General features: G+C 68.9%; 23 protein-coding genes and 1 tRNA gene. 11 read left to right on the forward strand and 13 right to left on the reverse strand.

Annotation, left to right across the window (positions count from 1 at the left end):
• Positions 1-66 precede the first annotated feature (66 nt).
• From AC1P0E_RS09720 to AC1P0E_RS09735, 4 genes are all read left to right on the forward strand, one after another.
• A complete protein-coding gene (locus AC1P0E_RS09720) occupies positions 67-267 on the forward strand; it encodes a hypothetical protein (protein ID WP_482741765.1) in 201 nt (66 codons plus the stop codon).
• 214 nt (positions 268-481) lie between these two features.
• On the forward strand, positions 482-973 hold the full coding sequence (locus AC1P0E_RS09725; RefSeq protein ID WP_482741766.1) for a glycine-rich domain-containing protein: 492 nt from the start codon (positions 482-484) through the stop codon (positions 971-973).
• Between the two features lie 42 nt (positions 974-1,015).
• The gene (locus AC1P0E_RS09730) at positions 1,016-1,159 is read left to right on the forward strand and encodes a hypothetical protein (RefSeq protein WP_482741767.1); all 144 of its coding nucleotides are present in this window, start codon (positions 1,016-1,018) and stop codon (positions 1,157-1,159) included.
• Positions 1,160-1,223: 64 nt separating this feature from the next.
• The gene (locus tag AC1P0E_RS09735; RefSeq protein WP_482741768.1) at positions 1,224-1,859 is read left to right on the forward strand and encodes a class I SAM-dependent methyltransferase; all 636 of its coding nucleotides are present in this window, start codon (positions 1,224-1,226) and stop codon (positions 1,857-1,859) included.
• Positions 1,860-2,030: 171 nt separating this feature from the next.
• Here the strand turns inward: AC1P0E_RS09735 and AC1P0E_RS09740 are convergent.
• A tRNA-Val gene (locus AC1P0E_RS09740) sits at positions 2,031-2,102 on the reverse strand.
• Positions 2,103-2,295: 193 nt separating this feature from the next.
• Here AC1P0E_RS09740 and AC1P0E_RS09745 point away from each other — a divergent pair.
• The 3 genes from AC1P0E_RS09745 (at position 2,296) to AC1P0E_RS09755 (ending at position 4,751) form a co-directional block, all read left to right on the forward strand.
• The gene (locus AC1P0E_RS09745; RefSeq protein ID WP_482741769.1) at positions 2,296-3,051 is read left to right on the forward strand and encodes a DUF4097 family beta strand repeat-containing protein; all 756 of its coding nucleotides are present in this window, start codon (positions 2,296-2,298) and stop codon (positions 3,049-3,051) included.
• A 72-nt stretch (positions 3,052-3,123) separates the two neighbouring features.
• Entirely contained in the window at positions 3,124-4,503 is a 1,380-nt protein-coding gene (locus AC1P0E_RS09750; RefSeq protein WP_482741770.1) for a hypothetical protein, read from the forward strand.
• Between the two features lie 29 nt (positions 4,504-4,532).
• A complete protein-coding gene (locus AC1P0E_RS09755; protein WP_355715916.1) occupies positions 4,533-4,751 on the forward strand; it encodes an FmdB family zinc ribbon protein in 219 nt (72 codons plus the stop codon).
• Positions 4,752-4,811: 60 nt separating this feature from the next.
• Here the strand turns inward: AC1P0E_RS09755 and AC1P0E_RS09760 are convergent, their stop codons facing one another.
• Positions 4,812-5,471: an O-methyltransferase gene (locus AC1P0E_RS09760; protein WP_482741771.1), complete on the reverse strand. Its 660-nt coding sequence runs from the start codon at positions 5,469-5,471 to the stop codon at positions 4,812-4,814.
• 73 nt (positions 5,472-5,544) lie between these two features.
• Between AC1P0E_RS09760 and AC1P0E_RS09765 the strand changes: the two genes are divergently transcribed.
• On the forward strand, positions 5,545-6,171 hold the full coding sequence (locus AC1P0E_RS09765) for a DedA family protein (RefSeq protein ID WP_482741772.1): 627 nt from the start codon (positions 5,545-5,547) through the stop codon (positions 6,169-6,171).
• On the opposite strand, the gene AC1P0E_RS09770 is transcribed toward AC1P0E_RS09765, so the two are convergent.
• From AC1P0E_RS09770 to AC1P0E_RS09780, 3 genes are read right to left on the reverse strand one after another with little or no spacing between them, the layout of a single operon-like run.
• Complete coding sequence (locus AC1P0E_RS09770) at positions 6,140-6,967, reverse strand: HAD family hydrolase (RefSeq protein WP_482741773.1); 828 nt, start codon at positions 6,965-6,967, stop codon at positions 6,140-6,142. The two genes, AC1P0E_RS09765 and AC1P0E_RS09770, sit on opposite strands and share 32 nt — an antisense overlap.
• Entirely contained in the window at positions 6,964-9,516 is a 2,553-nt protein-coding gene (locus AC1P0E_RS09775) for a phosphoribosyltransferase (protein WP_482741774.1), read from the reverse strand. Before AC1P0E_RS09775 ends, AC1P0E_RS09770 begins: the two co-directional genes overlap by 4 nt.
• Position 9,517: 1 nt before the next feature.
• Positions 9,518-10,678: an HpcH/HpaI aldolase/citrate lyase family protein gene (locus AC1P0E_RS09780; RefSeq protein ID WP_482741775.1), complete on the reverse strand. Its 1,161-nt coding sequence runs from the start codon at positions 10,676-10,678 to the stop codon at positions 9,518-9,520.
• Positions 10,679-10,853: 175 nt separating this feature from the next.
• Here AC1P0E_RS09780 and AC1P0E_RS09785 point away from each other — a divergent pair, with 175 nt between their 5' ends.
• Entirely contained in the window at positions 10,854-11,699 is an 846-nt protein-coding gene (locus AC1P0E_RS09785; RefSeq protein WP_482741776.1) for a TerD family protein, read from the forward strand.
• 69 nt (positions 11,700-11,768) lie between these two features.
• Here AC1P0E_RS09785 and AC1P0E_RS09790 read toward each other — a convergent pair whose 3' ends face one another.
• From AC1P0E_RS09790 to AC1P0E_RS09815, 6 genes are all read right to left on the reverse strand, one after another.
• Positions 11,769-12,512 (reverse strand): TerD family protein, encoded by a 744-nt coding sequence (locus tag AC1P0E_RS09790; RefSeq protein WP_482741777.1) that lies wholly within the window; start codon positions 12,510-12,512, stop codon positions 11,769-11,771.
• Between the two features lie 121 nt (positions 12,513-12,633).
• Complete coding sequence (locus tag AC1P0E_RS09795) at positions 12,634-13,782, reverse strand: DUF475 domain-containing protein (protein WP_482741778.1); 1,149 nt, start codon at positions 13,780-13,782, stop codon at positions 12,634-12,636.
• Positions 13,783-13,831: 49 nt separating this feature from the next.
• Positions 13,832-14,407: a TerD family protein gene (locus AC1P0E_RS09800; RefSeq protein ID WP_482741779.1), complete on the reverse strand. Its 576-nt coding sequence runs from the start codon at positions 14,405-14,407 to the stop codon at positions 13,832-13,834.
• Between the two features lie 100 nt (positions 14,408-14,507).
• Entirely contained in the window at positions 14,508-15,083 is a 576-nt protein-coding gene (locus tag AC1P0E_RS09805; RefSeq protein ID WP_138894399.1) for a TerD family protein, read from the reverse strand.
• A 139-nt stretch (positions 15,084-15,222) separates the two neighbouring features.
• The gene (locus tag AC1P0E_RS09810) at positions 15,223-15,690 is read right to left on the reverse strand and encodes a peroxiredoxin (protein WP_482741780.1); all 468 of its coding nucleotides are present in this window, start codon (positions 15,688-15,690) and stop codon (positions 15,223-15,225) included.
• A gap of 146 nt (positions 15,691-15,836) precedes the next feature.
• On the reverse strand, positions 15,837-16,268 hold the full coding sequence (locus tag AC1P0E_RS09815; protein WP_482741781.1) for a DUF3052 domain-containing protein: 432 nt from the start codon (positions 16,266-16,268) through the stop codon (positions 15,837-15,839).
• 433 nt (positions 16,269-16,701) lie between these two features.
• Here AC1P0E_RS09815 and aceE point away from each other — a divergent pair, with 433 nt between their 5' ends.
• Together aceE and AC1P0E_RS09825 are read left to right on the forward strand one after the other, a co-directional pair.
• Positions 16,702-19,443: a pyruvate dehydrogenase (acetyl-transferring), homodimeric type gene (gene aceE, locus AC1P0E_RS09820; protein WP_482741782.1), complete on the forward strand. Its 2,742-nt coding sequence runs from the start codon at positions 16,702-16,704 to the stop codon at positions 19,441-19,443.
• A gap of 73 nt (positions 19,444-19,516) precedes the next feature.
• The gene (locus tag AC1P0E_RS09825) at positions 19,517-20,338 is read left to right on the forward strand and encodes a potassium channel family protein (RefSeq protein WP_482741783.1); all 822 of its coding nucleotides are present in this window, start codon (positions 19,517-19,519) and stop codon (positions 20,336-20,338) included.
• Here the strand turns inward: AC1P0E_RS09825 and AC1P0E_RS09830 are convergent.
• Complete coding sequence (locus tag AC1P0E_RS09830) at positions 20,320-20,583, reverse strand: DUF4190 domain-containing protein (RefSeq protein ID WP_482741784.1); 264 nt, start codon at positions 20,581-20,583, stop codon at positions 20,320-20,322. The genes AC1P0E_RS09825 and AC1P0E_RS09830 overlap by 19 nt on opposite strands.
• 82 nt (positions 20,584-20,665) lie before the next feature.
• Entirely contained in the window at positions 20,666-21,028 is a 363-nt protein-coding gene (locus tag AC1P0E_RS09835; protein ID WP_482741785.1) for a peptidase inhibitor family I36 protein, read from the reverse strand.
• Positions 21,029-21,093: the final 65 nt, after the last annotated feature.

Below are 21,093 nucleotides of genomic sequence, written 5' to 3' on the forward strand. Positions count from 1 at the left end.
CCTGTGACACCAGGACGTACAGCAAACTCGGTGACTGCCACTCCGTCGGGACAGGGAGGAACGGCCGTGCCGGACACGAGAGTGCCACCGCTGGAGAAGCTGTCCCAGCGCCAGCAGCGCGGCATGGACTGCGTCTACTGCGGCATCACCCTCACCCCGGCCACGGCGGTAGACCTGGGGCCGCGCCCGATCAAGCGGCTCGACTACGTCACCCAGTGGTACCCGCGCGCCTGTAACAGCCACGGCGACAAGGCGGCGGCCCAGTGATCTGCGGCAAATGTGATCAGACGATCAAGCCGGGCGAACCGTACACCTCGCACGACATTTACGTCGCCTCCGCGGCCGGCACCACTGTCCAGTGGCACCTCGTCTGCCCACCTGAGCGACGGTCCCGTTGAAATTCCGCCTCGGCCGATGCATCCGGCCAGGAAATCCCGGCCGAGGCGGACGTCCATCCCATCCAGAAAACGGGAGGCACCACATGAGTATCACCACCACAGCGACCCAAGTAAGGGACGCACGGTCTTACCTCACACCCGCCCAGTTCCACGGCGTCGCCGCCACCGTGCAGAAAGACAACCCCGGCATGGCGGAGGGCGTCGCCGACCGCATCACACTGGAGGCGATCAAGTTCGTCGCCGTGGCAGCGGAGGGAGCGAAGGGCATCGCCCCGTCCCGCATCGTCGACGAGGGCTGGCACGCCCTCATCCTGCACACCGACCTGTACGCCGGCCTGTGCGACCACCTCGGCGGCGGGTTCGTCCACCACTACCCCGAGCTGCCCGACAGCGGCCGCTACGACCCCGAGTTCATCGACCGCACCATGAACGCCATCCAGGCGGCCGGGTTCAGCGTCGACCGTGAGCTGTGGGTGGCCCCCGACGTCACGCTCATTGAGGTCAGCGCCAAGTGCCAGCACGCACCGAACTGCACCATCAAGCCGGGCCCCAAGCCTGAGTGCCTGCCCGGCTGAGCCCTCGCGCGTACCCTGCTACCGGATGGGAGGACACACACCATGACGGAGTGGACAGACCCCCGGTACGCGGCCCTCGTCGACTTCGTGCGTGAGCAGCAGGAAGAGGCCAAGCAGCAGACCCCCGAAGGCGAAGAGCCTGCGCGGTTCCGCAGCTTCGTCTACCAGCTGCCCACCACGGACTGAGCCCGCCCGATCAGGCCCCGGTCGCACCACCAGCGGCCGGGGCCCTGTCTGCCCGGAGAGCCTCATGTCCCCTGATTCCGTCTGGGACGAGTACGCCCTGCGTGTCAAGCCACGCCCGCCTGCCAACGGAGCTGGCGCCACCACGTGGTTCAACTGGACCCAGTATCCCGACCACGGCCCAGGCGCCGAAGTCCTCGCCATCGGCCCCGGCTCCGAGGTCCTCGAACTGGGCTGCGGCAAGGGCGACAACCTCGTCCACATCGCCACCCTCGGAGCCCGAACCGTCGGCGTCGACGTGTCAGCCGTCCAGCTGGCCGACGCCCACCGCTGGGGCAATGCGCTCGAGCTGCACGCCACCGACGCCCTCTCCTACCTGGCAGCAGGCAGCAGCCGGTTCGATGCGATCTACTCCGTCTTCGGCGCCGTCTGGTTCACCAATCCCGCACTGCTGCTGGCAGCCATCCGGCCGAGGCTCCGTCCAGGGGGAGTGCTCGCGTTTTCTCAATTCCCGCCCGGTGGCCGGTTCAGCGACGAGGCGGAGCGCGCGGGGAAGGTGACCGTGCCTCGCTGGGACTACGAACCAGACCACTGGCTGCGGATACTCACCCTGCACGGCTACGCGGCAGCGACGGCCGACATCCTGCCCGCGCCGACCCGCCCGCGCGACACCGGCACGATGCTCGTACGTGCCCTCGCGTGACTCGCGAGCGTTCGCCTACGTGCCCCACACTGCTGAGCAAGCCCTCTTTCGAGTGGCGGTCCTGGCGAACTCACCCCCAGCGGCGCGCGGCGGGGATCGCAGACGAGGAAGGCCCCCCGGTCGATCACGGCCGGGGGGCCAAACCCTGCTGCTACCAGCAGCTATTCACGGTGGGCGCGGACGGGTTCGAACCGCCGACATCCGCTTTGTAAGAGCGGCGCTCTACCCCTGAGCTACGCACCCGTGGATGAGGGAACAGCGTACATGGATCAGGGGCGGGGTCTGCAATCGGTTCGCTGGTCGCAGGCCGTCGGGGGGGTGGGGGTGGTGGGGATAACCCCACCACGGTTTCGGTGGTGGTCCGCATCGTGCTGGGGTGGGGGCCGTTCGTACGGTGAAGGCTCACACGTGGGGACTACCTGGGGGACCGATCACCGTGGCACTTCGTACCCGCACCTTTCTCGCTGTCGGCGGGGCCGTCGTCGGCATGGTCGCTCTGAGTGGCTGTGGCGTCGAGGCCAAGGACGCGCCGGCCGAGCAGCGGTCGTTTCCGTTCAGTGGGGACACGCTGACCGTTGACGCCGACAACTCCGCCCTCGAGCTCGTTCCGGCAGACGTGAAGGACGTGGAGGTCACGCGGCGGGCCGACGGGTGGGTATTCCTCGGGGAGGGGCCCGAGGCCACGTGGGAGATGAACGGCGGAAAGCTGACGCTGCGGCAGCGCTGCGACGCAATGGCGAGCGACTGCGAGTCGTGGCACCGGGTGAAGGTGCCGCGCGGGGTCGCCGTGACCGTGAAGAACGACAACGGGAGCGTGACGGCCGCCGGGTTCGACAAGGCCCTGAAGATTCGCTCCGACAACGGTGAGGTCACCGTCAAGGACTCCAGCGGGCAGCTGGAGCTGATCAGCGACAACGGGGGGATCGTCGCGGAGGGCATCTCCTCCAAGCGGGTGAACGCGGTCTCCGACAACGGGAGTGTCCGGATGGCCTTCACGGTCGTCCCGGACCTGGTGGAGAGCGTGAGCGACAACGGCGAGATCGGCATCGACCTGCCCCGGGCCACCTACAGCGTTACGGCGAAGAGCGACAACGGGGACATCGACATCGACGTACCGCGCGACCCGAACAGCCCGCATGTGGTGAGGGCGCGCAGCGACAACGGGGAAGTCACCGTGCGAAGCGCGAACTAACCGGCCCGTGCGTTCGTCCTACCTGGTGGGAGAATGAACCAGGCACGGGCGGACACAGTACGGGAGAGGGATGTGACGGCGACACACGCGCAGCCGTACACGCAGCGAGTACGCCGCCGTACGAAAGCGGGTGCCGTCAGGGACGTCGTCGCGCTCGTGCTTCTGCCGGTGCCGCTGCTCGTCGCGTCGCTTCCGTTCGCCTTCGCCGGCGGTGGTACGAGGCGCTGGTTCGGCGGGCGCGGAGAAAATGTGCGCGCCGACGCCCAGGCCGCGAAGGACGCCGCCGCCGCGGCCTTCTACGAGCTGGACACCGCCCAGCGCGACCTGCGGATCTCGATCGAGACGATCACGGCGGTGGACAGTTCGCCGAAGGGCCGCAAGGCCGTGGAGGACTTCGCGGCGCTGGGGCGGCGTATCGACGAGGCCAGCCGTACGTACATCACGGCCGTCGACGCCCACGACCTCGACCGCGACGACCTGGAGGCCTCCACGGCCGCCAGGGCGCGTGCGGAGCTGAGCAGCGCGAAGGACGAACTCGTACGGGTCAAGGCCGAGCTCGACCGGTACGCGCATGCACTCGGGCCGCTGCTCGACACGGCGGAGACGCAGCTCGCCCGGCTCGCGCCCGCCGTGGAGCGGGCCCGCCAGGCGTTGCTCGCCGCGAGCAACGCGCTCGACGCGGTACGGGCCTCGGGGCTCAGGGCCGATGATCTCGCGGCCCGGCTCGCGGCCCTCGCGCCCGAGCTGACCAAGCTCAACCAGGGGGCCGGGCGGCACGGCGTACCGGAGACGCTCCAGCGCGCGGACCAGGTGGTGCGGGATGCCGAGGCCGTACGGACCGAGGCCGAGCGACTGCCAGAGCGGGCTGCGGAGATCGACCGGCGGCTGGTGTCGCTGCGGACCCGGGCGCAGGCGCTGACGACCCGGGCGGGCAAGGTCGAGCCGATCCTGAGCGAGCTGCGGCGCCGGTTCACGGCCGCGTGCTGGCAGGACCTCCAGGGCGTACCCGCGCAGACGGCGAGCACGGTCCGGCAGGCGGAGGAGAAGATCGAGGAGGCGGCGAAGGCGCGGGACGAGCAGCGGTGGCCCGACGCCACTTCCCTGCTCAGCACGGTCAGAGCGCTGCTGAACTCCACCGACGAGGCCGTTTCGGCGGCGGGCGACCGGCTGCAGCGGCTCAACGCCGTGTCCAAGGACCCGCAGCAGGAGACCGAGCGGACGCGGTTCGCGATCAGGGACGCCCAGCGGCTGGCCATGGCCGGGCGCCATACTCCCGACCCCAGGCATGCCCGCCCGCTGGACGATTCGGTGGCCCGGCTGGACCGGGCCGTCGCGGGTCTGGAAGGCCGCCACCCCGACTACTGGCACTTCCTGACCGAGATGGAGGGAGTACGGCGCACGGTGGCGCGGGTCGTCTCCGACATCCGGGAGGAACGGGGCGCGGGCTCCTGACCCGGACGGCGACTCAGTAACCTGTTCGCATGCCCCGTTACGAGTACCGCTGCCGCTCCTGCGGCACCAGCTTCGAGCTGAACCGGCCCATGGCCGAGTCCTCCGCGCCCGCCACCTGCCCGGACGGGCACGACGACACCGTCAAGCTGCTGTCCGCCGTCGCCGTGGGCGGAACGGCCAAGTCCGCCTCCCCCGCACCCTCTGGCGGGGGCGGCGGCGGGTGCTGCGGCGGCGGGTGCTGCGGCTGAGCTGCGGCGGCGGGTGCTGCGGCTGAGGCCAGGCTGGACCGGCCGGCTGAAGGTCGGCGCTCAGCGCTTCCTGGAGAGCGTCACCCCGTCCGCCACCGGGATCATGATGCTCTCCATGCGCTCGTCGGCCGTCACCCGGTCGTTGAACTCCTTGATCGCGGCCGCCGCGCCCGTCGCGTCCCGGTCCGTCACGCCGCCGTGGAAGAAGACGTTGTCGGTGGCGATCACTCCGCCCTGGCGCATCCTGGGCACCAGTTCCTCCCAGTACGGGACGTAATTGACCTTGTCGGCGTCGAGATAGGCCAAGTCGATGTGCGGCTCGGCGGGCATGGCGCGCAAGGTGTCCACAGCGGGACCGATGCGCAGCTCGACACGGTCGGCGACGCCCGCCTTCGCCCAGGCCTCGCGGGCGTACGCCGTCCACTCCTCCGATACGTCGCACGTGATCAGCCGCCCCTCGGCGGGCAGGGCCTGCGCCATCGACAGCGCGGAGAAACCGGTGAACGTACCGATCTCGACGACGTGCCGCGCCCCGGTCAGCCGGACCAGGAACGCGAGGAGCGGCCCCTGCTCCTCGGCGGACTGCATGCCCGCGTGCTCCGGGAGCTGCCGGTAGGTCGTCTCGACGAGGTCCCGCTGCCCGGCGTCCAGCGGCGGGTTGTGCGCCAGCATGTACGCGTACAGCTCGTCGGTGAGTGGAGTGCTGTTTCCCTTGCTCATCGCGTCCCTCACGGTAGTCGGCCCGCGACCCGCTTCAGGGTGGCTTCAGGCGCGGGATTCTATTGTGACGCGCATGATCGGAAGCAGCGCACCCCAGTGGATCAACTCCCTCATGGACACGCTCGGGGCGCCGGGCGCGGGCATCGCCATCGCCCTGGAGAACCTGTTCCCGCCCCTGCCCAGTGAGGTGATCCTGCCGTTGGCCGGATTCGCCGCCAGTACCGGACGGATGAGTCTGATCGCCGCCCTGCTGTGGACCACGGCGGGCTCGGTGATCGGTGCGCTCGCGCTGTACGGGGTGGGGGCGCTGCTCGGGCGCGAGCGGACCGTCGCGATAGCCGCCAAGCTGCCGCTGGTGAAGGTTTCCGACATCGAGCGGACCGAGGCGTGGTTCCTGCGGCACGGCACCAAGGCCGTGTTCTTCGGGCGGATGATCCCGATCTTCCGGAGCCTGATATCGGTGCCCGCCGGGGTCGAGCGCATGCCGCTGCCGGTCTTCCTCGGGCTCACGACGCTCGGCAGCGCGATATGGAACACCGTCTTCGTCCTCGCCGGCTACACGCTGGGCGAGAACTGGGAGGACGTGACGGGTTACGTATCCGCGTACTCGAAGGTGGTGCTCGTGGGGGCCGTGCTGGCGGTGCTGCTCTTCGTGGTCCGCCGGATGCTCAGGCCGGGTGCCGGCCGGCGGCGCGGATGAAGGAGCGCAGGATCTCTTCGCCCGCCGCGACGCCCGCCTCGGGCAGGACGGTGACCTGGGGGGCGGTCCAGCCCGTGTCGGCCAGCTCGCCGTGTCCGGGCCGCCAGCCGTGGTCGGCCGCCAGCAGCAGATCCGCGTCGAGGAGGGAGTCACCTGCGGCGAGGGTGAGTGCGGCGCCGGTGCGGCGGGCCACCTCGCGCATGGCCGCGCTCTTGGTGAGCGGTTTCGGTACGGCGTAGATCTTGCGGCCCTGGAGGGAGACCGTCCAGCCTCGTTCCTGCGCCCACTCTCCGAGTTCCTTGACCCACTCCTCCGGCAGCAGCGCGCGTTCGACGACGAGATAGGCGAAGAGGTCCTCGGCGACCCGCTCCTTGAGCAGCCACGCGGGGTCGGCAGCGGCGGCGAGGTGGGCGCGGACCTCGGCCAGGGAGGCGCACTCGTCCGCGAGCCTCTTGGCCACCTGCGTCTGCCAGTCCGGGTCGGACACGCCGTCGACCAGGAGGTGTCCGCCATTGGCGCAGATCGCGAAACGGGGGGTGGGGACGGGGAGTCGAATGCGGTGGTACTGCTCGCGGGTGCGCGTGGTCGTCGGTACGAAGCAGGTCTCGGCGGCGAGCTGCCCCATCAGGCCGGCGGCGGTCTCCGTCAGGTAGGAGAGCGGCTTGCTCTGGTACACCTCGACGCAGAGCAGGCGCGGCGCCTCGGCGTCGGGCATTCGCAGGCCGAGGGCCGCCGTGGAGTAGATGAGGGTGCGGTCGAGATCGCTGGCGACCAGGACGGGAGGCTCGCTGGTCACTTGGCTTCTACCGCCTTGCCGTCCGCGCCGGTGGCGCCGCGTGTGTACTGGGGGTGGATCAGTCCGACGCAGGTGTACGGGAGCCCGTCGACCTCTTCGACGGGGACACCGCGCTGTTCCGCCAGGAGCCGCACGTGGTCGAGGTCCGCGCCGGCGTCGCGCTTGGCGAGGATCTTCCAGGGGACGCGGCGCAGCAGGACTCGGGTGGTCTCGCCGACGCCGGGCTTGACGAGGTTCACGTCGTGGATGCCGTACTCCTCGCTGATCCGCTCGACGGCCGCCCAGCCCTCCCAGGTGGGGGCGCGGTCCGCCGACAGCAGTTCCTTGACCTCGGCGTCCACGGCGTCCGCGACCTCGTCGAAGCGGGCGGCGACGGTGTCGAGGAAGTGACCGGACACGTCGTCGTCCGCGAGTTCGCGGTAGAACTTCGCTCCGTGGAAGTCGTCCGGGCCGACCAGGTCGGAACGGAGGACCGTACGCGAAATCAGGCCGGAGACCGTGGAGTTGAGGCAGGCGGAAGGGATGAGGAAGTCCTCGCGGGTGCCGTAGGTCTTCACACAGCCGCCGGGGTCGGCGAGGACGGCGATCTCCGGGTCGAAGCCGTGGATGCCGGTGGCGGCGGCGAAGCCGTCCAGGGCCTGGGCGAGTTCACGGGTGATCGCGCCCTTGCCCGTCCATCCGTCGACGAAGACGACGTCGGCCGGGTCGTGGTGTGCGGCGAGCCAGCGCAGGGCGGTCTCGTCTATGCCCCGGCCGCGGACGATGGACACGGCGTAGTGCGGGAGGTCGAGCCCGTGCCGGTGCTGGGCATAGCGCCGCATGAGTACGCCGACGGGCGTGCCGGCGCGGGCGAGGGAGACCAGTACGGGACGCGGGGAGCGTTCGGCGAGGACGGTCTCGGTGACGGTGGCGACAGCGCGGGCGATGCGGGCTGCCGAAGTCTCGAGAGCCGCCTTGAAGAGCTGCTGGTACTGGACGGTCGGCTGGTACTCGACGGGCAGCGACTCGGCGTAGTGGGCGCCACCGCTCTGGATCGCTTCTTCGCGCTCCTCCGTCGGGGCCTCCAGCTCGACGTCCGAGAGGTCCTGGAGGAGCCAGCCGACGTCCTCGGGCGCGTAGGACGAGAAGGCGGGGCCGCGAAGGGGCTCGGGCATGGGCGGCTCCTGCCGTTGGTGGGCTTGCTCGGGTGCGTCGTCGGGTATGCCGGGCACACCGGGTATGTACGAAGGGACGACTGCCAGCACCACCTGCCCGGTGTGGGCGGCGAGGCCCGCGAGCAGGCCGTCCTGGGCGTGCAGTCCGGGGGTGTCGGCGGCGGAGTCGACCACGGCGACGACGGCGTCGAAGCCGGCGCCCGCGACGTTGTAGGCGTAGCGCGTGCCGGGGCCGTCGGCGGGGTTGTCGTGCGCGGGGAAGACGATCCGGGTGCGGATCGCGTAGCCCGGGTCGTCGACGGCGAGCACGGGTGAGCGGGTGGTCGTCGAGTACCGCACCTCGGCGTCGACGCGCTCCTCCAGCGCGGTGGCCAGCCTGAGCGGGGCGTACATCAGCTCCTCGAAGCCGAGGACCAGTACGCGGCGGGCGTCTTCGGGAAGCGCCCCGGCGATACGTTCCGCCATGCCCGGCAGCGCGGCCTCCAGTGCGGCCCGGTGCGCGGGAACGAAACCGTGCCGGCCTCCGTCCGGAACGCCACCTGGCCAGCCCAGTTCGACGCGGACGGTCCCAGCACTGGGGACGAGGGGGTCAGGGACGACGGTGGACACGTGGGCGGCTCCCGCGCCGGCGGGCGCTGCGCGCCTCGGGCCGACTGCCGGGGTGACGTCGTACCGCGCAACCAGGGCCTGGCCCTTTTCCAGTACGTCCTGCGGGAGGCGGACCGTGCCCGAGGCCATCGCGATCAGGTCGACCCGGGCGCCGATCTCGCGCGCGAAGTCCTCCAGCCGCCCCCGGTCCCGCACCGAGCGCATGTCGACCAGGGCCACGATCACGTACCACTCGCGCGGATAGCGTTCGTGCAGGTCGCGGATGGTGTTGAGCACCGTGTTGCCGGTGGAGAACTCGTCGTCGACCAGGACCAGCGGCCCTTCTCCGGCCAGCAGCGCGGGGTCCTCCGGCAGCAGCAGGTGCGAGGTGGCGTGCGAGTGGGACTCCTCGAAGCCGCCTGCCGTCGCGACGCCGTCGACCGGGCGGCGCGTCGAGTGGAGGTACGGCGCTACGCCCACGCCGTCCGCCACCGCGTGCCCGAGCCCGGTCGCCGTCTCGGCGTACCCGAGGACCACCGCGCCCGCGGCCGCCTCGTCGCCCAGCAGCTTCCGTACGTCCTCGCCGAGCGCGAACCCCGCGCGGTACACCCGCGAAGGCAACTGCGGCACGTGCTTGCCCAGTACGTTCGACACCAGCAGATGGGCCCGCTTCGGGTTGCGGCGCAGGGCCAGGCCCAGCAGATCGTTCAGCCCGCCCGGCTCCTGCCCCTCGCCGTCACCGACGAGTTCGACGCCGAGCCGCTCCGCGACCCACGTTCCCGACCACACCACGTCGTTCGTCCCCATCTCAGTCGGATATCCCCGCTGTCAGCAGCTCCACGAAGCCGATGTCCTCGCGCGCCACGCCGAAGACCTCGGCCCGCAGCAGCGTGCGCTCGGCCCACGCGCGATGCGGTTTCACTTCGTTCATCTTGTTCGTATACGCGGAACGCATCACTCCGCCACCGTCCCGCTCCGGCCGCAGGATGTCCTGCGCGTCGCTGAACTCCTCGTGGCTGACCACCGACAGCGCGTGCACGGGCAGCACGTGCGACGGGTGGATGCAGGTCTTGCCCAGCAGCCCGTTCGCGCGGTCCAGCGAGATCTCCCGCAGCAGCCCGTCCATGTCGTGCTCGATGAGCGACGCGCGCAGCGCCTCCGCCTGCCCCACGAAGGGGCTGCGGCGCAGCTGCGGCTTGAACATCCGCTCCTGGACCCGGAAGTACTCCCACACCGGGCCGGTGATCGTGAAACCCGTGCCGTCCGACCGGCCGAGCACATTCACCACGTCGGCGATGACCCCGGCCACGATCTGGACGTCGTACGCCGTCATGTCGGGCGCCCTGCGCAGCCCGTACGCCGAGCAGAAATCGGTGACGCCCAGGCGCAGTGCCAGCACGCGCTCCCGGTACTTGTCGACGGTGCGGGCGATGCCGGCGAGCGTCTCGGCGCGGGTCTCCAGATGGAGCAGCTGCGGCGATTCGAGCACGGGCATCGCGAAGAGGCGATGCCCGCTCGCCGCCTCCGCGGCCGTGAGCGCCTCCAGGAAGGCGACGCCGCGCTCCTCGGTGAACTTCGGCAGTACGAATCCGGACAGCAGCCGTGCCGAGGCCCCGAGCCGGTGCACCAGATCGGGAATCTGCGCGGGCTCGCGGACCCGGACGAACAGCAGCGGCAGCTCCGTGTCCCGCTCGTGGAGCTCCGCGAACTGCCGGACGAGATTCTCCTCGGCTCCGGCGACTTCCGCGTCGTCGATGGAATCTTCCAGGCAGAGCACCATCGAGACGACTCCGCGCCGCCCCTGCTTGGCCACGTCGTCGGCGAGCCGCGGCCGGGTGGCCGGGCTGTAGAGCGTGGCGCCGAGAGCGGCGGAAAGCGTACGGGCACAGGAGCCGGAGTCGAATACGACCGGCTCCTGGTGGAACAGGTTCTCCCGGACAGTGGGCGGGATATGCCCGAAATGACGCATGAAAATCCCCCCGTGCTGCCGTGTCGGCCCATCGTTGTATGGCCGGTAATAGTACGTAGGAGCAGTGTCAAGAGTTCCCTGCATACGTGAATTTCAGGTTACCCACGTGAATCCACTTACGCCTGCGAGGGCCCCGCGTTGTAGGTGGCGGCCCCGGGAGGGCAGGATGACGGGCATGACGCACGCCATGCTGAAGGGCTCGAACGTCCCGCTCGAAGCCACGGCCGTAAGGGCTGTGCTGCGCTGGACTCCCGGCCCGGACGTCCCCGAAGTGGACGCCTCGGCCCTGCTGCTCGGCGTCGACCGGCGCGTACGCTCCGACGAGGACTTCGTCTTCTACAACCAGCCCCGCCACCCCTCGGGCCTGGTGCGGAGCCTCGGCAAGAAGCGGCTGCCCGACGGGGTCACCGACTCGGTGCAGACGGACCTCGCGGCGCTCGAACCGGCCGTGGACCGGGTCCTTATCGTCGCGTCGACGGACGATGTGCCGTTCGAGCGCGTACGGGACCTGTGCATCCAGGTGTACGACGCCGGCGCGGCCGGGAGCGGTGAGCCGCTCGCGTACTTCGAGGTCAGGCCCGAGACGGGGGCGGAGACCGCGCTGATCTGCGGGGAGCTTTACCGGCGGGGCGAGGGCTGGAAGTTCCGGGCGCTGGGCGAGGGGTACTCGAACGGGTTGATCGGGCTCGCCACGGACCACGGGATCTCCGTGGACGAGACGGAGGGGGCGGGATCGGGGGACGAGGACGCTGGGTCTGAGGCGTCGCCGCCGACCTCTGCGTCCGCCGCTGCGTCTGCGTCTGATCAGGCCACGTCGGCTGATCCCACGCAGCCGATGCAGCCTGCGTACGGTTATCCGCAGCAGCCCGCTGCCGCGCCTGCGCCCGCCTATGGGTTTCCCCAGTCGGCATCGACTCAGCCCGCCTACGGGTACCCGCAGCCCGCTGCCGCGGCCGCCTTCGCTCCGGACCCGAATTTCCGGCTGCCGCCGCAGGGGCCGCAGTTCGTGCGCGGGCAGTAGAGCGGGACGGGGGCCTCAAACGCCGGACGGGCTGGAACTTGCCTGGGCGGCGATACGCAGCCCCCGGCGTCACGCCTTCGTCTTGTAGCCGCGGCCCCACTGCAGACCCCAGCCGTACAGGCGGTCCAGTTCCGCCTGAAAGCCGTAGACGAACTTCACCTCGCGGCGCACCATCAGGTCGCCCTTGCTGTTCTCGACGGTGAACACGGCGCACGAGCGGGCCTGCGGGGCGCGTTCGTCCAGTTCGATTTCTATCCGGGGGCCATTGCTCGGGAAGAGCGTCACCACGGCGTGCGTACGGTCGAAGGCCGGCGTCTGGTCGTAGATGTAGACGAAGACCAGCAGTCGCTTGATCGATTCTCGGTGGTCGAGGTTCACGTAGATCGTCTCGCCCGACGGGGAGCCGAAGCGGTCGTCGCCGCTGAGTTTGACGTACGGCGGCTCGTTCAGGCTGCCGAAGAAGCTGCCCAGCGGCTGTACGACGCCCTTGGTGCCGTCCACCAGCTCGTACAGGCAGCCGAGGTCGAGGTCGACGTTGACCACGCCCTGGGTGTGCGCCTGCACCAGTTCCGGCTGGAAGAACTTGAACGGCCGGCGCAGCACGCTCCCACCGCGCCGCGGCTTGTTGCCCCCGATGTCCGAAGTGCGCATCCGCCACGAAAGGTTGACGCGCAGATTGCCGGTGGTCGCGCCCTGCTTGGTGAGCGAGACCGACGGATTCCGCTTGGTCAGCTCGATCGCGTTGGACGCGGCATTGCCGGACGCGAACTGCTCGGCCGACCTGTCCCGCCGCAGGCTGTCCCAGATAGCCATCCCACCCACCCCCAGGTGTCTCGTAGAGCCCCCGCGCCACGCCCGTAAAGCCTCACGGGGCGGTCTCGAGGCCGACGCCTCGTGACCGCCCCGCTCAGAGCGTTCCTCAATCCCTACCGGGTCACACCCCGGACCCGACCTCAGTCTTGTCCCCCGAGGACGGCCCGCTGCCGCCCTCGGCGGCCGCGAGGCGCTTGTTGCGGCGGATCGAGGACCAGAACGAGGCCGCGATCAGGAAGACACCGACGAGACCGGTGATGATCTCGCTGATCTCGTGCTCGATGGTGATCAGCAGGATGGTCGCGAGCGCGCCGATCGCGTAGTGCGCGCCGTGCTCCAGGTAGACGTAGTCGTCAAGGGTGCCCTGACGGACCAGGTAGACGGTGAGCGAACGTACGTACATCGCGCCGATACCGAGGCCGAGCGCCATCCAGAAGATGTGGTTCGTGATGGCGAAGGCGCCGATGACACCGTCGAACGAGAACGAGGCGTCGAGGACTTCCAGGTACAGGAAGAGGAAGAACGCGGCCTTGCCCGCCAGACCGACGGCGGAGACTTGCTTGCCTTCCGCCTTGGCCTTCTCCTCCTCGTCGTGCTCGCGTTCCTCTTCTTCCTCGATCTTGTTCTCGAAGTGACTGGAGAGACCACCGACGATGAGGTACGTGATCAGGCCGGCGACGCCGGAGAGCAGTACCGTGGCCGACTTGTCCTGGTACCCCGTGCTCGTGTGCGCGTGCGTCGCGAAGGTCATCGCCGTGCCGAGCAGGACGATGAGCGCGATGCAGACCGACAGCATGTCGACCTTGCCGAGCTTGGCCAGCGGACGCTCGAGCCAGCCGAGCCACTTGATGTCCCGGTCCTCGAAAATGAAGTCCAGGAAGATCATGAGCAGGAACATTCCGCCGAAGGCCGCGATCGCCGGGTGGGCGTCCGTGACCAGGGCTTCGTACTGCTGGGGCTGGTCCATCGCGAGCTGAATCGCCTCGATGGGACCGACCTTGGCACTGATCGCGACAATGGCGACAGGGAAGACCAGCCGCATACCGAAAACGGCGATCAGGATGCCGATGGTGAGGAAGATCTTCTGCCAGAAGGCATTCATCTTCTTCAGGATTCCGGCGTTGACAACCGCGTTGTCGAAGGACAGTGAGATCTCGAGGATCGACAGGATCAGTACGATCCCGAACGCCTCCCACCCCCACTGCCAGGCGGCGAAGGCCAGACCGAATGCCGTGACGGCAAACGACCAGCCGAAGGTTTTCAGAACCACTGGTTACCCCATCGTGTAAGTACGGGTCTCCTCCGCGCCGTGCGCGGCTTTACGAAACGTTGACGCCGAAGTCTAGGGCGATGCCCCGCAGACCCGACGCATACCCCTGGCCGACGGCTCGGAACTTCCATTCTCCGCCGTACCGGTACACCTCACCGAAGATCATCGCGGTCTCGCTGGAGGCGTCCTCGGAGAGGTCGTAACGGGCCAGCTCCTGACCGTCCGCCTGGTTCACCACCCGGATGAAGGCATTGCTGACCTGGCCGAACGTCTGCCCGCGATTGTCGGCGTCGTGGATCGAGACGGGAAAGACGATCTTGTCGCAGTGCTCGGGCACGAGGGAGAGGTCGATGATCATCGACTCGTCGTCGCCGTCGCCCTCACCGGTCAGGTTGTCACCGGTGTGCTCGACCGAGCCCTCGGGGCTCTTGAGGTTGTTGTAGAAGACGAAGTACTCGTCGCCGAGCACCCGGCCGTTCTGGCACAGCAGCGCGCTGGCATCGAGGTCGAAGGGGGCTCCGGTGGTGGAGCGCGCATCCCAGCCGAGCCCGACCAGCACCTGAGTGAGGTCCGGTGCGGCCTTGGAGAGGGAGACATTGCCTCCCTTGGCGAGCGTGACGCCCATGATCTTGCTTCCTCCCCGCGGTACGGAAATGAGTGGTGAGGCGACGCGTCCGGCGCCGCGGGTACGGGTGTGCGGCGCCGGACGAAGAGAGGGGCCTCGCTCAGACGTTGACGCCGAAGTCCTGCGCGATGCCGCGCAGGCCCGAGGCGTAACCCTGGCCGATGGCCCGGAACTTCCACTCCGCCTGGTTGCGGTACAGCTCGCCGAAGACCATCGCGGTCTCGGTCGAGGCGTCCTCGCTCAGGTCGTAGCGCGCCAGCTCCGTGTTGTCGGCCTGGTTCACGACGCGGATGTACGCGTTGCGGACCTGGCCGAAGCTCTGCTGCCTGGCCTCGGCCTCGTAGATCGAGACCGGGAACACGATCTTGGCGACGTCGGCCGGCACACCGGCCAGGTTCACCTTGATGACCTCGTCGTCGCCCTCGCCCTCACCGGTGGTGTTGTCACCGGTGTGCTCGACGGAGCCGTCGGGGCTCTTGAGGTTGTTGAAGAAGACGAAGTTCGAGTCGTTGGTGACCTTGCCCTCCGCGTTGGTCAGCAGCGCGCTGGCGTCGAGGTCGAAGTCACCCCCGGTGGTGGTACGAGCGTCCCAGCCCAGACCGACGATGACCGCGGTCAGGTTGGGGGCGGCCTTGGTCAGCGAGACGTTGCCGCCCTTGCTGAGGCTGACTCCCACGAGTCCTCCAAAAAATGTGTCGAGGGGCCGAGGGACCCCCGTAATGCGCCGGCATCGGATCAACGAGTCGATCCTAGTGACCGGTTCCCGTACGCAGCATGCCCGGTGTCGCGATTTTTCGGGCGTTCGGCGACTCGCTTCAGAGCGTGCCCAGCGCCTTGAGGTAGTCGTCGAGGTCCCGGGCGTCGGGCAGCCCGTTCACCACGGTCCAGCGCACCACGCCCGCCTTGTCGATGACGAAGGTGCCGCGCACCGCGCAGCCCTTGTCCTCGTCGAAGACGCCGTACGCGCGCGAGGCCTCACCGTGCGGCCAGAAGTCCGACAGGAGCGGGAACTCGAAGCCCTCCTGCTCGGCGTAGACGCGCAGAGTGTGGATGGAGTCGGTGGACACGGCGAGCAGCTGTACGTCGTCGTTGACGAATTTCGGCAGTTCGTCGCGCAGCGCCCGCAGCTCGCCCGTACAGACACCGGTGAAGGCGAACGGGTAGAAGACCAGGACCACGTTCTTGCCGACGCCGGGAAGCCGGAGGTCGGACAGCTTCACCGTGCGACCGTGGTTGTCCTTCAGCTCGAAGTCCGGGGCCTCGCTGCCCACCTCGATCGCCATGGATGCGCATCTCCTCATGGAGTCATTGGGCCATTGGTGTCCGGCCAGCCTACGCACAGGGCCCCCGCCGACAGACGTCGGCGGGGGCCCTGTTTCGCCTTGGGCGCAGCCTGCTCATGAGGAGTCTGCTCGGACGCGGCGGTGGCTCAGCGCTTGCCTGCCTTCGGGGTCACCAGCCGGCCTGCGCTCCAGTCCTTGCCCGCACTGAAGGTCTTCGTCTGGGAAAAACCTGCCGTCTGGGCGGCCTCGCTGATGTCGCTGGGCTCGACGTAGCCGTCGCGGCCGGTCTTCGGAGTCAGCAGCAGTACGATGCCGCCTTCCTCAAGCAGACCAATGGCGTCCACCAGCGCGTCCGTAAGGTCGCCGTCCTCGTCACGGAACCAGAGAAGAACGACGTCGGCGACGTCGTCGTAGTCCTCGTCGACGATTTCCTGGCCGGTGATCGCCTCAATGCCCTCACGGAGTTCCTGCTCGACGTCGTCGTCGTAGCCGATCTCCTGGACCACCTGTCCGGGCTCGAACCCCAGGCGTAGCGCCGGGTTGGTCCGCTCCTCCGCGTGGTCCGCGGTCGCGCTCACGGATTGCCTCCTGATCATGTTTTGGGGAATACCTTCAGCCCACGCGCGTGCGTGGGCGTTGGCCGTAGTCCACACGTGCGGGACCGATCGCGCAAGTACCCGGCCGTGGAGACAGCCGAAACGGTGACGGATGGGGCCGGTTCACCGCAACTCCAGACGAGGCCGGAGACGGGTTCGGTGATCCATCCCACACCTTTGGGACACGTTTGTAAGCCTACGCGGCTTCGGTGGGCCAATCGGGCCCGAACAGCCTTACGGAACGCATAAACGCGTTGGGCGTAAGGTTGCGATTTGGCCGGACCCATCCCCGGGCCGACGCCGAGCCTCTTTGCCGAGTGGTGGTTACCCCTCGGTAGAGGTGACGTTTGCGATTCCGGGGTACACGATGGAGGCGGCGCGACACCCCTCAAGACCCAACCAGCGAAGGAACAGCGTGGCTTCCGGATCCGATCGTAATCCGATCATCATTGGCGGCCTTCCGAGCCAGGTCCCGGACTTTGATCCTGAAGAGACCCAGGAATGGCTCGACTCCCTCGACGCCGCCGTCGACGAGCGGGGCCGCGAGCGCGCCCGCTACCTGATGCTCCGCCTCATCGAACGCGCGCGCGAGAAGCGCGTCGCCGTCCCCGAGATGCGCAGCACGGACTACGTCAACACCATCGCCACCAAGGACGAGCCGTTCTTCCCCGGCAACGAGGAGATCGAGCGCAAGGTCCTCAACGCGACCCGCTGGAACGCGGCCGTGATGGTGTCCCGCGCGCAGCGCCCGGGGATCGGCGTCGGCGGTCACATCGCCACGTTCGCCTCTTCCGCCTCCCTGTACGACGTCGGCTTCAACCACTTCTTCCGGGGCAAGGACGAGGGCGACGGCGGCGACCAGATCTTCTTCCAGGGGCACGCCTCCCCCGGGATCTACGCCCGCGCGTTCCTGCTGGACCGGCTGAGCGAGCAGCAGCTCGACGCCTTCCGCCAGGAGAAGTCGAAGGCGCCGAACGGTCTGTCGTCGTACCCGCACCCGCGGCTGATGCCGGACTTCTGGGAGTTCCCGACCGTCTCGATGGGCCTCGGCCCCCTCGGCGCGATCTACCAGGCGCGGATGAACCGCTACATGGAGGCGCGCGGCATCGCCGACACCTCCAAGTCGCATGTCTGGGCGTACCTCGGTGACGGCGAGATGGACGAGCCCGAGTCGCTCGGCCAGCTCTCCATCGCCGCCCGTGAGAACCTCGACAACCTGACCTTCGTCGTCAACTGCAACCTCCAGCGCCTCGACGGCCCGGTGCGCGGCAACGGCAAGGTCATCCAGGAGCTGGAGTCGCAGTTCCGTGGCGCCGGCTGGAACGTCATCAAGCTGGTCTGGGACCGGAGCTGGGACCCGCTGCTCGCGCAGGACCGCGACGGCGTGCTGGTCAACAGGCTCAACACGACCCCGGACGGTCAGTTCCAGACGTACGCGACGGAGACGGGCGCGTACATCCGCAACCACTTCTTCGGTGACGACCACCGGCTGCGCGCCATGGTCGAGAACATGACCGACGACCAGATCCTGCACCTGGGACGCGGCGGTCACGACCACAAGAAGGTGTACGCGGCGTACGCGGCGGCCAAGGCGCACAAGGGCCAGCCGACCGTGATCCTCGCCCAGACCGTCAAGGGCTGGACGCTGGGGCCGAACTTCGAGGGCCGCAACGCGACCCACCAGATGAAGAAGCTGACGGTCGAGGACCTGAAGCGCTTCCGCGACCGGCTGCACATCCCGATCACGGACAAGCAGCTGGACGAGGGCTACCCGCCGTACTACCACCCGGGCCGCAAGTCCGAGGAGATCCAGTACATGCACGACCGGCGCAACGCGCTGGGCGGGTACGTACCGACGCGTGTCGTACGGGCGAAGCCGCTGCCGCTGCCGGCCGAGAAGACGTACGCGGCCGCGAAGAAGGGGTCCGGTCAGCAGTCGATCGCCACGACCATGGCGTTCGTGCGCGTGCTGAAGGACCTCATGCGGGACAAGGAGATCGGCAAGCGGTTCGTGCTGATCGCGCCCGACGAGTACCGCACCTTCGGTATGGACGCTTTCTTCCCGAGTGCGAAGATCTACAACCCGCTCGGCCAGCAGTACGAGGCGGTCGACCGCGACCTGCTGCTCGCGTACAAGGAGTCGCCGACCGGCCAGATGCTGCACGACGGCATCTCCGAGGCGGGCTGCACCGCCTCGCTGATCGCCGCGGGTTCGGCGTACGCGACGCACGGCGAGCCGCTGATCCCGGTCTACGTCTTCTACTCGATGTTCGGTTTCCAGCGGACCGGCGACCAGTTCTGGCAGATGGCCGACCAGCTCGCGCGCGGATTCGTTCTGGGCGCGACCGCCGGTCGTACGACTCTGACCGGTGAGGGCCTCCAGCACGCCGACGGCCACTCGCAGCTGCTCGCCTCGACGAACCCGGCCTGTGTGTCGTACGACCCGGCCTTCGGGTACGAGATCGCGCACATCGTCGAGGACGGTCTGAAGCGGATGTACGGCGGGACCGCCGACGAGAACGAGGACATCTTCTACTACCTGACCGTCTACAACGAGCCGATCCAGCACCCGGCCGAGCCCGAGAACGTCGATGCCGAGGGCATCCTCAAGGGCATCTACCGCTTCAAGGAGGGCGAGAAGGGCGCGATCGCGGCCCAGATCATGGCCTCCGGTGTGGCGGTCCCGTGGGCGGTCGAGGCCCAGCAGATCCTCGCCGACGAGTGGAACGTCAAGGCCGACGTCTGGTCCGCGACCTCCTGGAACGAGCTGCGCCGCGACGCGGTCTCGGTGGAGGAGTACAACCTGCTCCACCCGGAGGAGGAGATGCGCGTTCCGTACGTGACGCAGAAGCTCTCCGGCGCGCAGGGTCCGTTCGTGGCGGTCTCCGACTGGATGCGTTCGGTTCCGGACCAGATTTCGCGCTGGGTACCGGGTGTGTACTCCTCGCTCGGCGCGGACGGCTTCGGCTTCGCCGACACCCGTGGGGCGGCCCGCCGCTACTTCCACATCGACGCGCAGTCGATCGTCCTGGCGGTGCTCACCGAGCTCGCCAAGGAGGGCAAGATCGACCGCTCGGCGCTGAAGCAGGCGGTCGACCGTTACCGGCTGCTGGACGTGTCGGCGGCCGACCCCGGTGCGGCCGGCGGCGACGCGTAAGCACCTCGTAGAACGGCGACGGGCGGCGGGACCCTCTGGTCCGCCGCCCGTCGTCGTTCCCTACCATTCGGGCATGAAGGTGCAGACCGCGCAGATCCGGTGGGAACAGCGCACACAGGGGATCCTGCTGGGGCTGGCAGGGGCATTCGCCGTCGCGTACGCGGTCCCGATCGTCGCTCCCGACGCCAACAGCGTGGTGCGGCGGGTCTGCACGGTGACCGAGTGGGTGGTGTGGGGCGCGTTCGCCCTGGACTACGTCGTACGGCTGTCGCTGTCGCCCAGCAAGCGGCTGTTCGTCCGCAGCCATCCACTGGACCTGCTCGCCGTACTGCTGCCGCTGCTGCGCCCGCTCCAGCTGCTGCGGCTCGTCTCCACGCTGCTGCTGGTCGGCCGACGGGCCAGGATGGCGCCGCAGATCCAGCTCACGACGTATGTCGGGGGCGCGGTCGTGGGTCTGCTGATGTTCGGCTCGCTGGCCGTACTGGAGGTCGAGCGGGGCTCCCCCGACGGGAACATCAAGACGCTGGGTGACGCGGTGTGGTGGTCGTTCACGACGATGACGACGGTCGGGTACGGAGACCATTCGCCCACGACCGGGCTCGGGCGGGTGCTGGCGGTCGGCCTGATGCTTTCGGGGATCGCGCTGCTGGGTGTGGTGACGGCGAACATCGCGGCCTGGTTCATCTCCCGCTTCGAGCGGGACGACGTGGAGGGGCGCCGCCAGACGGCCGCGATCGCGCTGCTCACGGAGGAAGTGCGGGCCCTGCGGGCGCAGGTCTCGGAGCTGGCGTCGGGGGCGGCGGCCTCGGCCCCCGGTACGCCTGAGGGGCCGCCCGTGAGGACGGCCCCGACGCCACGAGCATCCTGCGCGGCGCGTCAGATCGACATGCCGTAGACGGCCGCGCCGCCTATCAGCGCGATGATCGCGAGGACGGTGATGATCAGACCGAGTACGAAGCCGATCACGGCCGGGACATTGCCGGTGTTGAAGCGCTTGCCCATGGCGATCCAGCCGGTGATCAGCGCGATCGGACCGAGGACAATGCCGAGGGTGAAGAAGCCGACAATGCCGCAGACGAGTGAGACCCAGCTGAGGGCGCTGGTGTTGGACGGGCTGTGTGTGCGGCTGTTGCTCGCCATGGTCACTCCCTGAGTCGTGCCCTGGAATTCGTGTGATCCGGGCTTGACCACCGCTTGCCCCGCTTTCCCGCGGGCATCCCCCTCAGTTCTCCCACACTTTGAACGCCCGCACCCGGTAGGGAGATTGCGGCACCCACGTCCCGCCGCCCGGATACGTCTCGAACTCACCCGTCTCCGCGCACTCCGCGGACTGGTACGTCGTGACCGGCCGGCCGGTACGGTTGGCCACGGACTGGGCGTCGGTGCCGGGTGGGAGCGCGACGCAGCTCTCGATGTCCGTGCCGGACAGTTCGTGGGTCTGGCGGCCGCCCCTGAAGTCCGGCTTGGCCCAGAGACAGAGCTCCCCGGTCGCGCAGGCGCCGAGACGCTGCGGCCCCGCGTGGGCGGGTTGCGGCAGCAGTGCGGTGAGGGCCAGGGCTCCGGCCGCGAGGACAGTCGTACGCATCATCGGAATCAACCCCCGTGCGATGTGGATCAGTTGACCTCACCCTGAGCTGCGGGAACGCGGCG

This window comes from Streptomyces sp. TRD_SC_5 (genome assembly GCF_056836825.1).

Coding starts and splice junctions, on each gene's coding strand:
- AC1P0E_RS09725 (WP_482741766.1), top strand. CDS start 482: ATGAGTATCACCACCACAGCGACCCAAGTAAGGGACGCACGGTCTTAC.
- AC1P0E_RS09730 (WP_482741767.1), top strand. CDS start 1,016: ATGACGGAGTGGACAGACCCCCGGTACGCGGCCCTCGTCGACTTCGTG.
- AC1P0E_RS09735 (WP_482741768.1), top strand. CDS start 1,224: ATGTCCCCTGATTCCGTCTGGGACGAGTACGCCCTGCGTGTCAAGCCA.
- AC1P0E_RS09755 (WP_355715916.1), top strand. CDS start 4,533: ATGCCCCGTTACGAGTACCGCTGCCGCTCCTGCGGCACCAGCTTCGAG.
- AC1P0E_RS09760 (WP_482741771.1), bottom strand. CDS start 5,471: ATGAGCAAGGGAAACAGCACTCCACTCACCGACGAGCTGTACGCGTAC.
- AC1P0E_RS09765 (WP_482741772.1), top strand. CDS start 5,545: ATGATCGGAAGCAGCGCACCCCAGTGGATCAACTCCCTCATGGACACG.
- AC1P0E_RS09775 (WP_482741774.1), bottom strand. CDS start 9,516: ATGGGGACGAACGACGTGGTGTGGTCGGGAACGTGGGTCGCGGAGCGG.
- AC1P0E_RS09780 (WP_482741775.1), bottom strand. CDS start 10,678: ATGCGTCATTTCGGGCATATCCCGCCCACTGTCCGGGAGAACCTGTTC.
- AC1P0E_RS09785 (WP_482741776.1), top strand. CDS start 10,854: ATGACGCACGCCATGCTGAAGGGCTCGAACGTCCCGCTCGAAGCCACG.
- AC1P0E_RS09790 (WP_482741777.1), bottom strand. CDS start 12,512: ATGGCTATCTGGGACAGCCTGCGGCGGGACAGGTCGGCCGAGCAGTTC.
- AC1P0E_RS09800 (WP_482741779.1), bottom strand. CDS start 14,407: ATGGGCGTCACGCTCGCCAAGGGAGGCAATGTCTCCCTCTCCAAGGCC.
- AC1P0E_RS09810 (WP_482741780.1), bottom strand. CDS start 15,690: ATGGCGATCGAGGTGGGCAGCGAGGCCCCGGACTTCGAGCTGAAGGAC.
- AC1P0E_RS09825 (WP_482741783.1), top strand. CDS start 19,517: ATGAAGGTGCAGACCGCGCAGATCCGGTGGGAACAGCGCACACAGGGG.
- AC1P0E_RS09830 (WP_482741784.1), bottom strand. CDS start 20,583: ATGGCGAGCAACAGCCGCACACACAGCCCGTCCAACACCAGCGCCCTC.
- AC1P0E_RS09835 (WP_482741785.1), bottom strand. CDS start 21,028: ATGCGTACGACTGTCCTCGCGGCCGGAGCCCTGGCCCTCACCGCACTG.